The following is a 13,887-nucleotide window of genomic DNA, read 5'->3' as shown; positions in this document are numbered from 1 at the left end:
TATTGTACCATACCTAATGCCCATCAAGGATTTTCCTATTATTTAGCTATCAAAAAACTAAAGTCTGTTAGCAAGCTTAAGTTTTGCTTTGTGCTTTTTGGAAAGCACCTTGTTTGTAGCTAATCCAGAAGAAAAACGGTGTACAGATAGCCATTGCGACCAGATAGATTGGCAATGTGTAGCTATTAAGTGTTGAGATTGCAATCACATCTCGAAGATAGTAGGAACTGATTAAGAAGCCAAAGACTGAGTAGATAATCAAGGCCACACGCCCCTTATTTAAGGGGATACAAGCACGAATAACGGCAAGAATACCCGTTGATCCCATCATATAATAAGAAAGCGTCAGCATGTCTGTACTACTCATACCAAGATAGACCTGAGACAGATGGAAAATAAGAACACTGATAACCAGCATCAAGGCATTAGGAATAGCCAACTGAAGCGAACGTCTGAGGAAATGTTTCTCAACAGGACGAATATTACGTTCGAAGGTCAAAACAAATGGTGGAAGACCCTCGATAAACTGACCTGCCAAGGTCATCTGAACCTGAATGAATGGAAAGACCAAGAGGTACTCCGCCTTTCCAAAAACAATACTGCCAATACAGATAAGCCCCAAAAGGAAGGAATAAACAGTTTTAATGAGGAAAATAGGTGCAATGTGGGCAATATTATTAACCACACGGCGTCCCTCAAATAGAATTTCAGGAATGTCCTTAAACTCAGAATCCATTAGCACCAAGTTAGCAATCTGGCGTGTAGCCGGATCTCCCTCTGCCATAACAATCGAACAATCCGCCTCACGCAGTGCCAAGATATCATTGACACCGTCACCAGTCATAGCCGTGGTATGCCCATTGGCATTAAGGGTTTGGATTAATAACTTTTTCTGATGCGGAGATACACGACCAAAAATCGCAGTATCCTCAGCCAAAGCCTCCAACTCCTCATCGCTGACCTTAGAACAGTCAATATAGCTTTGATAATCGGCAAAACCAGCTTGATGAGCAATATGAGAAACCGTCACTGGATTGTCACCAGAAATAATCTTAAGTGTCACATCTTCTGAACGCAGGTATTCCAGAGTTTCTGCAGCATCCTCACGAATAGGATCGGCAATTTCAAGCAAGGTCAAAGCCTCGATATCATTCGGCAAAATCATGGTCTCTGTGGCAATACCTGACTGACTCCAAGCCAAAATCAAAACACGAGACCCTCGCGCCTGAGCCTTATCGACTTCTTTAGGATTCTCCTTAAGAAGCATCTCAGGTGCTCCCAAAAAGAGAGTTCCAAGCCCATTGATGCTCACAGCACCCCATTTACGATTGCTTGAAAATGGAATAACATCACCTACCTGATAATGATGTTCCAGACCCTCATAAGCATTTCGAATAGCCTGAGCTGTTGCGTTTTTATCCTTGCTATGTTGCATATAAGCCGCAAGCAAACGTTCCAACTCCTCTTTCGTAAAACGCTCTGACAGTAGCTCCAGACCTTTAACTGTCATCTTTCCTTGTGTAATCGTCCCTGTCTTATCTAAACAAAGCACATCTACACGGGCCAAGGTTTCAACAGAGTACATCTCTTGCACAAGGATGTGTTTCATCCCAAGCTTAATGACAGCCGTCAAAAGTGATGTAATAGTCAAAAGGGTAATTCCCTTAGGCAACATTCCCAGAAGGGCTGTTGAACTGGTAACGACCGACTCTTGAAGAGAAAGCTGCTTAATCATGTAAGCCTCGAAAAAGAGTGCAAGCCCAAATGGTATAACAATCTTTCCCGTAAACTTAGCAATCTTGTCCATGTTATAAAGGATACAGGACACGATTGGCTTATGAGTCTTGGCCTCTAACATAAGCTTGTTGGCGTAATTGTCCTCGGCTACGTTAATGACCTTAGCATAGACTTGACCACTCACAAGATAAGAACCTGAGAGCAACTCCTTCCCATCTTTCTTTAGAATCTGATCACTCTCACCAGTCAGCATAGCCTCGTTAAGCTCAGCCATTCCATCAACAACCACTGCATCACTGGGAACCTGCTCACCCGCAGACAAGAGCATGATATCATCTAAGACAATATCCTTAGGATCGATGGAAACAAGCTGTCCATCACGCACCACACGAATCTGATCCTGATTCATGAGATTGAGCTTATCAATCATGCGACGGGCACGCAACTCTGTCATCATCCCCGTAAAGGCATTAAGCACAATAATCCCGAAGAAAAATAGATTGGACCAAGCCTGAACAGCAATCAAGGCCACAAAGATTGCAAAATTAAGCATATTAAAGGAGTTGAAGACATTACGCCTAAAAATCTCCCAATTGCTGGAGCCAGCTTTTGCTTTAAAATAATTTGTTTTACCTGCATCTATCCGCTGCTTGACCTCCACCTGAGTCAAGCCTTGTAACTGTTTTTTCACAACTTTCATAGTAGCATAAAAACGAGGTGTTTTCAAAGGTTAGCCGTCATGAATACCAAGGAAATAAACCTATTACCCCTCATGCTTTTTTCACTCTGCCATCCAGGCCAATAAACCCAACAAAAATATTCTGTAGGATTATATTCTCTAATTAAACCTACTTCGGTAAAGTAGATTAAACAACCATTGAAGATTGATAAAAGGTTTTGTATGAACCTTCATGATTGAGGAAAAATCTTCCTTAATCTCTCGTTTAATTTGTGATTCATTAACTTGATTTTTTTGCTTCTTCTGAAAAATAACTGACGTCCTCAAATCTAAACGTACTGTTAAAACCAACAGTCATATTATCCTTATCATATAAAAAGCTTCCTAAGGATTTTGTTAGAAAAGATTTACTTTTAGTATTTATAATATCGTTTGTTCCATCATCATATATAATATTGTCGATTTTAGGAGTATAAATCCACCCCACATTCTTTACCAACATAACTAAATCCGTTTCTGTCCCCTCCTTATGAGGGATATGCTGAGCATAATAAACAGAGTTAAATTTTAAATTACAATAAGTATAGAGACTCATACACAAGACTATAAGCAGTCCGACATCCCTAAAATATTTCTTTTTTGCATTGTCATCTTCTCTCTCCTTTTCTATCTCCAATTACATGTTGACTAGGTTAACAATTAAGCATTGTACACTATTCATAACAAGTCTTAAAACTTCAAGGATTTGTGGATTCTGTAATTGCTTCTACAGCTTTTTTAACAAAGCCTCGTGATACCATCGTTGTAAACAAACTTAACTCTCTTATAATTACGGATTCTCTTTGACCCTCTCTCACTTTGTCATTCAAACTAAACATGGTATAATAGTTGAGGTATCGACTGTCTCTTCTATTAGGAAAAATAAGGCATCAAAAAGTAACAAGAAGGGGCTAAACCCTTTATATGAAAGGAATCTAGAAATTATTATGATGAACATGCAAAACATGATGAAGCAAGCACAAAAGCTTCAGAAACAAATGGAAAAAAGTCAAGCTGAATTGGCTGCTACAACTTTCACTGGAAAATCAGCCCAAGACTTGGTCGTTGCTGAATTAACTGGTGACAAAAAAGTGGTTAACATCACTTTTGCTGATGCTGTTGTGGATCCTGATGATGTGGAAACACTTCAAGATATGACTGTTCAAGCCCTTAACGATGCTCTTGGACAAATCGACGAAGCTACTAAAAAATCAATGGGTGCCTTTGCAGGCAAATTGCCATTCTAAACAATAAAAAGGAATCTCACGATTCCTTTATCTATATACTCATTTAGCAACTCAGCCATAATATACAACAAGAGAGATACTGCACCCCAATAATGGGACAAGAGAAAAACTCTCATGCGACCAGTTTTCTTATACTCTTCAATTAGCTTGATAAAACTTACTTTGTCGATTCTCTTACCAAGCTCTGATACTTTTTTAGTAAATCTACCTGCAAACGTAACTGTTCAACTTCAGATAACTGCTTCATCCCTTTACCATAAGTATATTGGTTCCCCACGGGTTGGTGGAAACGGTATAATTCATCATTCTGATGCCATCGCCACCAGGTCTTCACCTGACTAGCATTTTTGACACCGAGGGCATCCATGATAACTTTATTTGACTTATCTACTTTCTTCATTTCGATACAGGCTAGCTTAGTTTCTACTGAATATGCTTTTTTGACCATAATAAAACACTCCTGTTTCTAGTTTACCAGAATTCAACAAGAGTGTTTTCTTGTGTCTCATTTTATGGGTGCAGTGCCAGTCCAAGCGTTTTTATGTTCGAAAACTCATTTTGTTTGACTTTTGGCCAACTCCAGACAGTAGGCCTTCATATGACAATGAGGGCAAGTCAGTTTACGAGTCCTTGGTGTATGACTTGCAAGAGCAAACTCTTTAAAACTAGGACCAAAGATCTTATGACAGTTAGGACAGAGGTATTCAAACTGCTTTCTATAGTGAAACACCACTAAATTTATGGCTATTAAAAATGCAGGGCAGACAATAAACAAACCTCTAGGATCCTTAAAATAATAAATAACTATCAGTAGACCTATCAGATAAAGAAGGGAGGTTAGAACGACACTCCCATACATTCTCAACTGCAAATGACGCCATGATTTTTGATTTTCCATAAGACGTGAAATGTCTGACAAATCGTCCAGTGAAAGTTGACGCCACTTAGCAGTTGCTTTTTGCAAGTGACGGGCACGTTTTAGTTTGACCTCTATTTCCTTCGAAGACTTTTCCAAACTCTCGATTTGGTCTGTCAACAAAAGCTCTAAAACCTGTTCCCTATTCTCCTCTTGCAAGAGTTTCTTGATTTGTTTGATTGAGAAGTCCAAATCTCTTAAGAAACAAATAACTTGCAGGCGTTCCAAGTCTGATTCGTGATAGATTCTCCGACCACCTTCTGTGACTTCAGACGGCGTCAAGATACCTCGTTGATCATAGTACTGGACAGTCCTAACAGACACTTCTGCTGCCTTAGCCAACTCTCCTGTTGAAAACTGCGACATCTCAGTCACCTCCTTTTAAGATTTTCTATCAAAGGAGGACCTTGGTCACCCTTGATACCTAGATTCTACCTTATAACGCAAGGTAATATGCAAGCCCTAACCCTAGAGGATTTTCTTTTCTTACAGAAAAAGTTAGCTATCACTCTTTACACCCTTTACAGCTTCTGTAAAGTCCTAGTCGAAAAGGCCACCCAAACCTAAGGCAGCAAAAGGATTGTTACTGACTTCTTCCTGTTGCTCCAAAAGTTTGGTATTCTCATCTAATTCGAGAAACTCCTCGTAAATCTGTGCAGTCATACGAGCATCCTCCAAGCTGTTATGACCGTGTCCCTTGATTCCAAAGAAATCTGCCACACTAGTCAACTTGAGGTTAACAATACCGTTCAAATCAGAAGCACGACGGTCAAAAGCCTCGTCAAAAACATCTAAAGCATATTGCTCTTCCAAGTTTAAACCATTTTCAGCTAGAATAAGCAAATCTGATTTAAGTGCATTATAACCGATAAGTGGTGTATTACCAATAAATGCCTTAAACTCTGCCAAAACCGACTCTAACTTTGGAGCCTTGGCAATCTTATCTGCTGTAATCCCTGTTAAACCATTGATAAAGGACTGCAAAGGAACATTCGAATAGACAAAAGAATCAAACTGGTCCACTTCCTTGTGCTGTCCCATTTTAACCGCCGACACTTGGATGATATGGCTAACGCCATCCACCGTATTAAACTCCAAATCAAAGGCAATATATGTTTCTAAATTTTCCATCTTAATCTCCTACAATAGTTAAAGCTGAGACCGAGTCTCAGCTTCTTTTTTATTTTCCAAATAGACGTCCAAAGAAACCTTTTTTAGCAGTTTCTTCTTGTTTAATCTGGATTTTTTCCACTTGAGCCTTGGCTTCGTCAATCTCTACCTTAGCTTCATCAAGCTCCAATTTAAGCTCTTCTTTATCCTTCATAGCAGTCAAGGTCAATTGCTGCTGCTGATCAATTTGCTTGTCTTTTTCAGCAATTTGCACGTCTTTGACACGCAATTGATTGTCCATGTTTGACAACTGCTCATCCTTGGCCTTCAACTGAGCATAGAGACGAGCAATCTCAGAGTTTTTCTCGTCTACAAGAATCTCTAACAACTCACGTTGTTTTGTTTCTTCATCAATTGGCTCATCTTCAAATATGGTTTTCTTGTAGATTTCCTCCAACTTAATCAAACCACTACGCTTAACGACAGTAACTCCTTTAGCATTTTTTTCAGTATCTTCTTCTGGAAGTTGTTTGACACGATTATTGACTGCTTGACGACTAACGCCAAGGATTTCAGCAATCTCGCTGACGGTCATTTCAATACTCATAATAGCCTCATTTCCTCTTGGAATTTCTTACTATGAGAATATCATAATCACACCTGTCTGTCAATTTGACAAGTCATTCAGGACATTTGAAAAATTACTTACGAATCTATTTTTCCTTTCATTTTTCAAACAGTTTAGATAGGAAGGCAGGCTTTTGATAAACTATTTTTGGGTATAAATATGTTATAGAAGGAAAATCTTTGGCTTAACTGATTGGTACTTCCATAGTAAGTGTAGTTGCTACCGAATCTGCCTATTCAGGAATGGTGGGACAATTCTGCATGGTTTGGGATTTTCATTCTTGCTCCAATTATTGACAGTGTTCACGTAACTCTCGTTACAAAACTGCTTATTATAGAGGCACATTAGCTTCAACGGTCTTACTGTTGGAGTTTTTTTGTTGCCAATCCAAAGCCCACTATAGCCTCATATTACCAAACCGGATTGAAAAAAGCCCTAAATTATGCCATAATAAACAAAAGCAAAATAGAAAGAACGAGTCCTATGAAAAACTTCCGTAATGATATCAAAATCAATGATTTGGCCCAGCCCTTCTTAGAGCAAATTATTGAACAAATGACTACTGTATTCGACCCTGAAATTGAGCTAGATATCTACAATCTTGGTTTGATTTATGAAATCAACATTGATGAAAATGGTTACTGCTACTTCCTTATGACCTTTACCGATACTGGCTGTGGCTGTGAAGAGACCATGCCATATGAAATCGCTGAAAAACTAAAAGCAATTGATGGCATTAATTCTGTCAAAGTAGAAACCACTTACTCACCAGTCTGGAAGATGACCCGTATTAGTCGTTATGGCCGTATTGCCCTAGGTATCTCACCTCGGGGCGGAAAATAAAACCAAAACCGATTGGACTTTTCCAATCGGTTTTTTATTAAGAAGACAGTGGATAGACATTACTAACTCACACAAAACCCTAAAACTTAGAATCATAAAAATCACATCGCACAAATATACGATGTGATTTTGTTTTATAGTATGTGATTAAGCTTTACCTGATTTATCCATATTCCAGAAGTCAGTAACCGCACCACGTGATGCTGATGAAACAATGTGAGCATACTTACCGAGGACACCACGGCTATAAAGTGGTGGTAACTCAGTTTCTGCTTTACGTTTCGCCAACTCTTCGTCTGGTACATGCATAGTGATTTCTTTGGTATCCTGGTCAACTGTAACCATATCACCTGTACGGAGGTAGGCAATCGGTCCACCAACTTGAGCTTCAGGAGCAATATGACCTACAACAAGTCCGTAAGTACCACCTGAGAAACGTCCATCAGTCAAGAGGGCAACCTTGTCTCCTTGTCCTTTACCAACAATCATTGATGACAATGACAACATTTCTGGCATACCAGGACCACCCTTAGGACCTACAAAACGTACAACAACTACATCGCCGTCAACGATTTCGTCAGAAAGAACTGCCTCGATGGCATCTTCTTCTGAGTCAAATACTTTAGCAGGACCAGTAATGTTACGCACTTTAACACCTGATACTTTGGCAACAGCACCTTCTGGGGCCAAGTTACCTTTCAAGATAATCAATGGACCATCGGCACGTTTAGGATTTTCAAGTGGCATGATAACTTTTTGACCTGGTGTCAAATCATCGAAAGCTTCCAAATTTTCTGCAACAGTCTTACCAGTACACGTGATACGATCACCGTGAAGAAAACCATTCTTAAGAAGATATTTCATAACGGCTGGCACACCACCAACATTGTAAAGGTCTTGGAAGACATATTGACCTGAAGGCTTCAAGTCAGCCAAGTGAGGCACGCGCTCTTGGAAATCGTTGAAGTCTTCAAGCGTTAAATCAACGTTAGCCGCATGAGCGATAGCAAGCAAGTGAAGAGTGGCATTTGTTGAACCGCCAAGCGCCATTGTAACTGTGATGGCATCTTCAAAGGCTTCACGTGTCAAGATATCTGATGGCTTAAGTCCCATTTCTAGCATTTTTACAACTGCACGACCTGCTTCTTCGATATCAGTCTTCTTCTCAGCTGATTCTGCAGGGTGAGATGATGATCCTGGAAGGCTCATCCCCATAACCTCAATTGCTGTTGCCATTGTGTTAGCAGTATACATACCACCACAACCACCAGGGCCAGGGCAGGCATTACATTCAAGATTTTTAACCTCTTCGGCAGTCATATCTCCGTGGTTCCATTTACCGATACCTTCGAAAACAGAAACCAAGTCGATATCCTTACCGTTAAGATTACCCGGTGCAATCGTACCACCGTAAGCAAAAATAGCTGGAATATCCATGTTGGCAATAGCAATCATTGAACCTGGCATGTTCTTATCACAGCCACCAATAGCAACAAAGGCATCGACATTGTGACCACCCATAGCAGCTTCGATTGAGTCAGCAATAATATCACGAGATGTCAATGAGAAACGCATCCCTGGTGTCCCCATGGCAATACCATCTGCAACGGTAATTGTACCAAATTGAACTGGCCAAGCACCCGCATCTTTGACACCCTCTTTGGCAATTTGACCAAAACCGTGCAAGTGGATATTACATGGCGTGTTCTCAGCCCAAGTTGAGATAACCCCAACAATAGGCTTTTCAAAACTATCATCCGTCATCCCAGTCGCACGAAGCATAGCACGGTTAGGTGATTTAACCATGCTATCGTAGACAGAAGAACGGTGTTTCATGTTATTTTCAGACACGATATTTTCCTCCATAGTTAGTAACCATTCTAATTTAAAATTGTACTCCTATTTTAACATAAATTGTCTAAAAAATCTGACCATTTACCAACTATTTTCTCTTTTTAAATTATGCTAAAATAAAACTATGGAATATTTTGATACTATCGTTATTGGTGGGGGACCTGCTGGCATGATGGCGACCATCGCCTCAGCCTTTTATGGCCAACAAACCCTTCTGATTGAAAAAAATAAACGTCTCGGTAAGAAACTAGCTGGTACTGGTGGTGGACGTTGTAACGTCACTAACAATGGAACTCTGGACGATCTCTTAGCAGGTATTCCAGGTAATGGACGTTTCCTCTATAGCGTCTTTTCTCAATTTGATAATCACGATATTATTGCTTTTTTCGAGGACAATGGTGTCAAACTCAAGGTTGAGGACCACGGTCGTGTTTTCCCTAAGACAGATAAATCACGTACTATTATCCAAGCTCTGGAAAATAAAATCCAAGAACTAGGTGCTACTATTCTCACTAATACGGAAGTTGTCTCTGTCAAAAAAGTCGATGAACAATTTCAAGTTAAGTCTGCAGACCAGATTTTTACTAGTGATAAACTCATCGTCACAACTGGGGGAAAATCTTATCCATCAACAGGTTCAACTGGTTTTGGTCACGATATCGCCCGACATTTCAAACTCCATGTTACTGATCTTGAAGCTGCAGAAAGTCCACTCCTAACCGACTTTCCACATAAGGCTTTACAGGGAATTTCTCTTGACGATGTCACGCTATCTTATGGAAAACACAAGATTACTCATGACCTTCTTTTCACTCATTTTGGCCTATCTGGACCGGCTGCCCTACGTTTATCTAGCTTTGTCAAAGGCGGTGAAATAGCTCATCTAGATTTTCTTCCTAACCAATGCCAAGAAAATCTCAAGACCTACTTTGAGGAAAATCGCGAGAAATCTGTTAAAAACACTCTCAAAGGTCTAGTGCCTGAGCGTGTCGCTGAATTTCTAGCAGGAGATAAGGCGGATAGCAAAATTAAACAACTCCATCCCAAAGATTTGGAAAATCTTATCAGTCAACTCAAGGGGATGGAAATTCCAATTACGGGCAAAATGTCACTTGCCAAATCCTTTGTAACCAAAGGTGGCGTAGACCTCAAGGAGATTAATCCTAAAACCCTAGAAAGTAAAAAAGTCCCTCACCTACATTTTGCAGGAGAGGTACTTGATATCAATGCCCACACCGGTGGCTTTAATATTACAAGCGCCCTCTGTACTGGTTGGGTAGCAGGAATTCAGAGCCCTTGGGACTAACGAAATTTTTCGAATAACTCTACCCAAAAAGTGTCCCTTCTATTCTGGAAGGGACACTTTGTCTATTTCTGAAAAGGAGAGGAGGGGATTCGAACCCCCGAGCCCCGTTAAGGACTACACGCTTTCCAAGCGTGCGCACTCGGCCTCTATGCGACCTCTCCATATCAAACGATTAACCCATTACTGACTAATCGTTCATTTTAATTAGAATTTTCAAGATTTAATCTTTAAACTGAGCCTCTACTCGGTAGATAGCTTGACCTTTTTCTGAAAACTTTCGCTCGTACTCAGTCATAACGTTGCCCTCATAATCACTTGCATGAAGATCCAACCACACTTTGTTAAGAATCATTCCATACTGTGAGAAACTCGTCAAACTGTATTCGAAAAATCCTCGATTGTCTGTCTTAAAGTGAATCTCTCCATTTTTAGGCAAAATTTGCTTATAAGTATCTAGGAAAGTCTTGTAGGTCAAACGACGTTTCTCGTGACGGCTCTTGGGCCATGGATCTGAGAAGTTGAGATACATCATGTCCACTTCACCATCTTCAAAATAGTTGGTCAAAGCAGATCCATCCACACGCAAGAGTTTGACATTTTCAGCACCTGAGGCCAAGACCTTGTCCAAGGCATAACTCAAAACAGATAACTGGATATCAATACCAATGTAGTTGATATCAGGATTTTGTTGGGCCATTCCAGTAATGAAGGCTCCCTTACCAGACCCCACCTCAATATGGATAGGATTGTCATTGCCAAAAATCTGGTGCCACTTACCTTTAGCAGCTTCTGGCTCAAGGATAACATACTGAGGATGGTTAGCTAGGTGTTCCTCTGCACCTTTACGTTTTCTAACTCGCATGTTTACTTTCTAATATCTGTGCAAGGTCTCTCTGAACTTACGCAGCTCATAAATTTCTCGATTGGCATGTTCCAAATCACGGTTATCAAAGAATTTGGAAATTTGTGTCAAATATGAAAATTGTCCATACCAGTAAATCTTATCCAAAACAAGGTCATTGTTCTTGTAACCATAATAAGACAACCACTGTGGCCAGTGAGCCAAAGGAATGTAATGGCTAAGAATCTGTGCTACATCATACATACGGTCAGTTAGACGTACAGAATCCCAATCAACCAAATAAATCAATCCTGAGGTTGTAATAACAAAGTTACTATGACGCGCATCGCCATGAACAATGGTCGCAATCTCTGCACGAAACTCTGGAAGATGACGTTTCAAATCTCTAACAACATCTTGAAGGAAACTATTCTCACGCAATTGATAGGCAGCATTTTCCTCCCACTCGTGTAGAAGATCAAAAGGATTTTCAATATGATAATCCAACTGCAAGAGCTGATTAACCAAGTGTTTAGAGCGGTGCAGATTACCAAGAATTTGGATAATCTGTTTACTGTTCATGTCATGTTTGGTCAAAATACGACCATCAAGCCACTCCTGTGCACTCATCATATCACCATTTCCCAGACGCTTAGCCCACAGGAGCTGGGGCGCAATCTGTTCCTTGGCAAGAGCTGCCAAGATTGGTGTTGTATTCATCTTCACAAAGACACGGTCTCCGTTTGGATAAGTCCCCATATAGGCCTTACCACTATTTCCTTTGAGAGGAGTCAGGCTCAAATCTTTATCTGTTGATGTCACCTAGGCATCTCCTTTTTCTTTAGTCTTTTGCTTCTATTCTAACTTATTTAATAGGTATTAGTCAATCATCTTCTTAAGCTTGGCTGGTAGGTAAACAAGGCTCAAAACTAGCATAACTCCAACCAAAATCAGGCTAAATTTAAGGTCAAAGAGACAAAGAGCCTGAATCAGTGTCATTACAAGGACAATTTGATTAATCAAGCGCTTAAGATTGCTCACCTGCATGTCTTTTCCAATTGGCATAAGGTTGGCCATCCTTTGGTAAGCAAAGTGCGATTTAAGCACTGTGAGCTGGAAGAGTAAGAGATAGTCAAAAACAACCACAAGTACCATAGCCAGCCATTTTTCAGGAACCAAAAAAATAACCAAAAGTGTTAAAGCAAAAAGGCGTAGGCTAAGGGCAAAGTAATCTCCTGAACGTAAGAAGGCTCTTAGGTACAGGTTGTACCACGTATGTTTCTTGTCTTTCTTTGTACGCTTGAGAATGCCATCCAAATAGCCACGGCGTTTAACACTCGATGTAATTCCCTTAACATTGGTAAAAAGTGAGAAAAACTTCAAGATTGATTGTTGTCGTTTATTCTCCGCTGCAATAGCATCAGTCCAATTCAACCCAGACTGCTTATAAAAAGGTTGTGCTTTCTTTTGGAAAATAAAATACTTAAGAATAGCCATAGCCACGGCTATAAGGACAACTCCCCAAACTGGAAGACCCAAGGCCAGAAAGAGTGGGACGACCAAGATAAAAATCAAGGTCTGGATGAGTACCCAAAATCTAAAAGCACGCCCTGTCGCCTTCTTAATATGGTCTAGCACCTCTTCTTCCTTAACTAAGAGGTAGTGCTTGTCTGCAGGCTCTAAATAGGTGGCAATATTGCCCCAAAAAGGCAGTAAAAAACAAAGCACAAGTAAGCCAAGAATGATGGCCCATGGATTCTTTGGAAAATGTCGGAGCAACTGGCTATACTGAACCAAGACAAAACCCAGCAAAAAAAGAAGAACCAGGATAAAGTGGTCATTAAAGACGTAGCGACTATACTTAGCACAACGGGTGGTGAATCGTCTGCTACGCTCCTTAAAAAGCTCAGCTATCATGACAATTCTCCCTTAGTCAACTGCATATAGATATCGTTAAGACTAGCACTACTGTCACCAAAGGTCTGACGAAGCTCATCAATCGTCCCCTGTGCCAAGACCTGTCCATGGTGCAAAATCACAAAACGATCACACATCTTCTCAGCTGAATCCAAAACGTGAGTCGACATGAGAATAGACTTGCCATTGGCTTTTTCCTCAGCCAGAAGCTCAATCAAATCAGAAATCGCCAAGGGATCCAATCCCAAAAAGGGCTCATCAACAATGAAAAGACTTGGGTTGACAATAAAGGCGCAGATAATCATGACCTTCTGCTTCATCCCTTTTGAAAACTGAGTCGGGAACCAGTCCAACTTTTCATCTAAGCGAAAAAGTTTGAGGTACTTGTCTGCATGTGCCATTCCTTCTGTAACATCAAGGCCATATGCCATAAGCACAGTTTCCAAATGTTCACGAAGCGTCAATTCTTCATAAAGACTTGGCGTTTCAGGAATGTAGCCAATCTTTTGACGGTAGCTAGCCGAATCTTGCTGTATGCTCAAACCATCAATAACAATCTGTCCCCCGTAGGGTGTCAAGAGACCAATAATCTCGTTAATTGTTGTTGATTTTCCGGCACCATTGAGACCAATAAGGCCAACTAATTCACCATCAGCCACCTCAAAAGTGACATCTTTTAGGACGGGAATATTGGCATAACCACCCGTCACCTTTTCTAATTTAAGCATTATCTTTTCTCTCTTTGGTATGATATAATCTATTATAACAGA

General features: G+C 40.4%; 13 protein-coding genes, 1 tRNA gene and 1 pseudogene. 3 read left to right on the top strand and 12 right to left on the bottom strand.

Annotation, left to right across the window (positions count from 1 at the left end):
- Positions 1–76: 76 nt before the first annotated feature.
- Together NST05_RS03110 and NST05_RS03105 are read right to left on the bottom strand one after the other, a co-directional pair.
- Positions 77–2,437 carry an HAD-IC family P-type ATPase gene (locus tag NST05_RS03110; protein ID WP_084829231.1) on the bottom strand — a complete coding sequence of 787 codons (2,361 nt, stop codon included), beginning with the start codon at positions 2,435–2,437 and terminating at the stop codon, positions 77–79.
- Positions 2,438–2,575: 138 nt separating this feature from the next.
- A pseudogene (locus NST05_RS03105) lies at positions 2,576–3,067 on the bottom strand (hypothetical protein).
- 335 nt (positions 3,068–3,402) lie between these two features.
- Between NST05_RS03105 and NST05_RS03100 the strand changes: the two are divergent.
- Positions 3,403–3,702 carry a YbaB/EbfC family nucleoid-associated protein gene (locus NST05_RS03100; RefSeq protein ID WP_002884818.1) on the top strand — a complete coding sequence of 100 codons (300 nt, stop codon included), beginning with the start codon at positions 3,403–3,405 and terminating at the stop codon, positions 3,700–3,702.
- Positions 3,703–3,859: 157 nt separating this feature from the next.
- Here the strand turns inward: NST05_RS03100 and NST05_RS03095 are convergent, their stop codons facing one another.
- The 4 genes from NST05_RS03095 to NST05_RS03080 form a co-directional block, all read right to left on the bottom strand.
- Positions 3,860–4,150 (bottom strand): transposase, encoded by a 291-nt coding sequence (locus NST05_RS03095; RefSeq protein ID WP_084829041.1) that lies wholly within the window; start codon positions 4,148–4,150, stop codon positions 3,860–3,862.
- A gap of 105 nt (positions 4,151–4,255) precedes the next feature.
- Positions 4,256–4,984, bottom strand: a complete 729-nt coding sequence (locus NST05_RS03090) for a MerR family transcriptional regulator (RefSeq protein WP_084829042.1) — start codon at positions 4,982–4,984, stop codon at positions 4,256–4,258.
- Between the two features lie 174 nt (positions 4,985–5,158).
- A complete protein-coding gene (locus tag NST05_RS03085; RefSeq protein ID WP_340742898.1) occupies positions 5,159–5,749 on the bottom strand; it encodes a 3'-5' exonuclease in 591 nt (196 codons plus the stop codon).
- 49 nt (positions 5,750–5,798) lie between these two features.
- Entirely contained in the window at positions 5,799–6,335 is a 537-nt protein-coding gene (locus NST05_RS03080) for a DUF536 domain-containing protein (RefSeq protein WP_002951646.1), read from the bottom strand.
- A 504-nt stretch (positions 6,336–6,839) separates the two neighbouring features.
- On the opposite strand from NST05_RS03080, the gene NST05_RS03075 reads away from it, so the two are divergent.
- Positions 6,840–7,199 (top strand): metal-sulfur cluster assembly factor, encoded by a 360-nt coding sequence (locus NST05_RS03075; RefSeq protein ID WP_014727662.1) that lies wholly within the window; start codon positions 6,840–6,842, stop codon positions 7,197–7,199.
- Positions 7,200–7,346: 147 nt separating this feature from the next.
- Here the strand turns inward: NST05_RS03075 and ilvD are convergent, their stop codons facing one another.
- A complete protein-coding gene (gene ilvD, locus NST05_RS03070) occupies positions 7,347–9,065 on the bottom strand; it encodes a dihydroxy-acid dehydratase (RefSeq protein WP_023909890.1) in 1,719 nt (572 codons plus the stop codon).
- 112 nt (positions 9,066–9,177) lie between these two features.
- On the opposite strand from ilvD, the gene NST05_RS03065 reads away from it, so the two are divergent.
- Positions 9,178–10,359, top strand: coding sequence for a BaiN/RdsA family NAD(P)/FAD-dependent oxidoreductase (locus NST05_RS03065; RefSeq protein ID WP_002951656.1), 1,182 nt, complete (start codon positions 9,178–9,180; stop codon positions 10,357–10,359).
- Positions 10,360–10,433: 74 nt separating this feature from the next.
- Here NST05_RS03065 and NST05_RS03060 read toward each other — a convergent pair.
- From NST05_RS03060 to NST05_RS03040, 5 genes are all read right to left on the bottom strand, one after another.
- Positions 10,434–10,520: transfer RNA gene (locus tag NST05_RS03060), tRNA-Ser, on the bottom strand.
- A gap of 59 nt (positions 10,521–10,579) precedes the next feature.
- Positions 10,580–11,221: a tRNA (guanosine(46)-N7)-methyltransferase TrmB gene (trmB, locus tag NST05_RS03055; protein ID WP_046206494.1), complete on the bottom strand. Its 642-nt coding sequence runs from the start codon at positions 11,219–11,221 to the stop codon at positions 10,580–10,582.
- 9 nt (positions 11,222–11,230) lie between these two features.
- The gene (ccrZ, locus tag NST05_RS03050; protein ID WP_002951667.1) at positions 11,231–12,022 is read right to left on the bottom strand and encodes a cell cycle regulator CcrZ; all 792 of its coding nucleotides are present in this window, start codon (positions 12,020–12,022) and stop codon (positions 11,231–11,233) included.
- A 57-nt stretch (positions 12,023–12,079) separates the two neighbouring features.
- Positions 12,080–13,114 (bottom strand): ABC transporter permease, encoded by a 1,035-nt coding sequence (locus NST05_RS03045; protein ID WP_372450197.1) that lies wholly within the window; start codon positions 13,112–13,114, stop codon positions 12,080–12,082.
- A complete protein-coding gene (locus tag NST05_RS03040) occupies positions 13,114–13,845 on the bottom strand; it encodes an ABC transporter ATP-binding protein (protein ID WP_084829044.1) in 732 nt (243 codons plus the stop codon). The genes NST05_RS03045 and NST05_RS03040 overlap by 1 nt, the downstream gene beginning before the upstream one ends.
- Positions 13,846–13,887 lie beyond the last annotated feature (42 nt).

Source organism: Streptococcus sp. FSL E2-3494 (assembly GCF_038007085.1).
Lineage (GTDB): Bacteria > Bacillota > Bacilli > Lactobacillales > Streptococcaceae > Streptococcus > Streptococcus thermophilus.
The sequence above is the reverse complement of the archived record's forward strand: the minus strand, read 5'-3'. Positions and strand labels throughout refer to the sequence as shown.

What these genes read in the sequence shown, in the direction of transcription:
- ilvD (WP_023909890.1), bottom strand. Translation starts at nt 9,065, where the DNA reads ATGGAGGAAAATATCGTGTCTGAAAATAACATGAAACACCGTTCTTCT.
- NST05_RS03085 (WP_340742898.1), bottom strand. Translation starts at nt 5,749, where the DNA reads ATGGAAAATTTAGAAACATATATTGCCTTTGATTTGGAGTTTAATACG.
- NST05_RS03080 (WP_002951646.1), bottom strand. Translation starts at nt 6,335, where the DNA reads ATGAGTATTGAAATGACCGTCAGCGAGATTGCTGAAATCCTTGGCGTT.
- NST05_RS03090 (WP_084829042.1), bottom strand. Translation starts at nt 4,984, where the DNA reads ATGTCGCAGTTTTCAACAGGAGAGTTGGCTAAGGCAGCAGAAGTGTCT.
- NST05_RS03100 (WP_002884818.1), top strand. Translation starts at nt 3,403, where the DNA reads ATGATGAACATGCAAAACATGATGAAGCAAGCACAAAAGCTTCAGAAA.
- NST05_RS03110 (WP_084829231.1), bottom strand. Translation starts at nt 2,437, where the DNA reads ATGAAAGTTGTGAAAAAACAGTTACAAGGCTTGACTCAGGTGGAGGTC.
- trmB (WP_046206494.1), bottom strand. Translation starts at nt 11,221, where the DNA reads ATGCGAGTTAGAAAACGTAAAGGTGCAGAGGAACACCTAGCTAACCAT.
- NST05_RS03075 (WP_014727662.1), top strand. Translation starts at nt 6,840, where the DNA reads ATGAAAAACTTCCGTAATGATATCAAAATCAATGATTTGGCCCAGCCC.
- NST05_RS03040 (WP_084829044.1), bottom strand. Translation starts at nt 13,845, where the DNA reads ATGCTTAAATTAGAAAAGGTGACGGGTGGTTATGCCAATATTCCCGTC.
- NST05_RS03065 (WP_002951656.1), top strand. Translation starts at nt 9,178, where the DNA reads ATGGAATATTTTGATACTATCGTTATTGGTGGGGGACCTGCTGGCATG.
- NST05_RS03095 (WP_084829041.1), bottom strand. Translation starts at nt 4,150, where the DNA reads ATGGTCAAAAAAGCATATTCAGTAGAAACTAAGCTAGCCTGTATCGAA.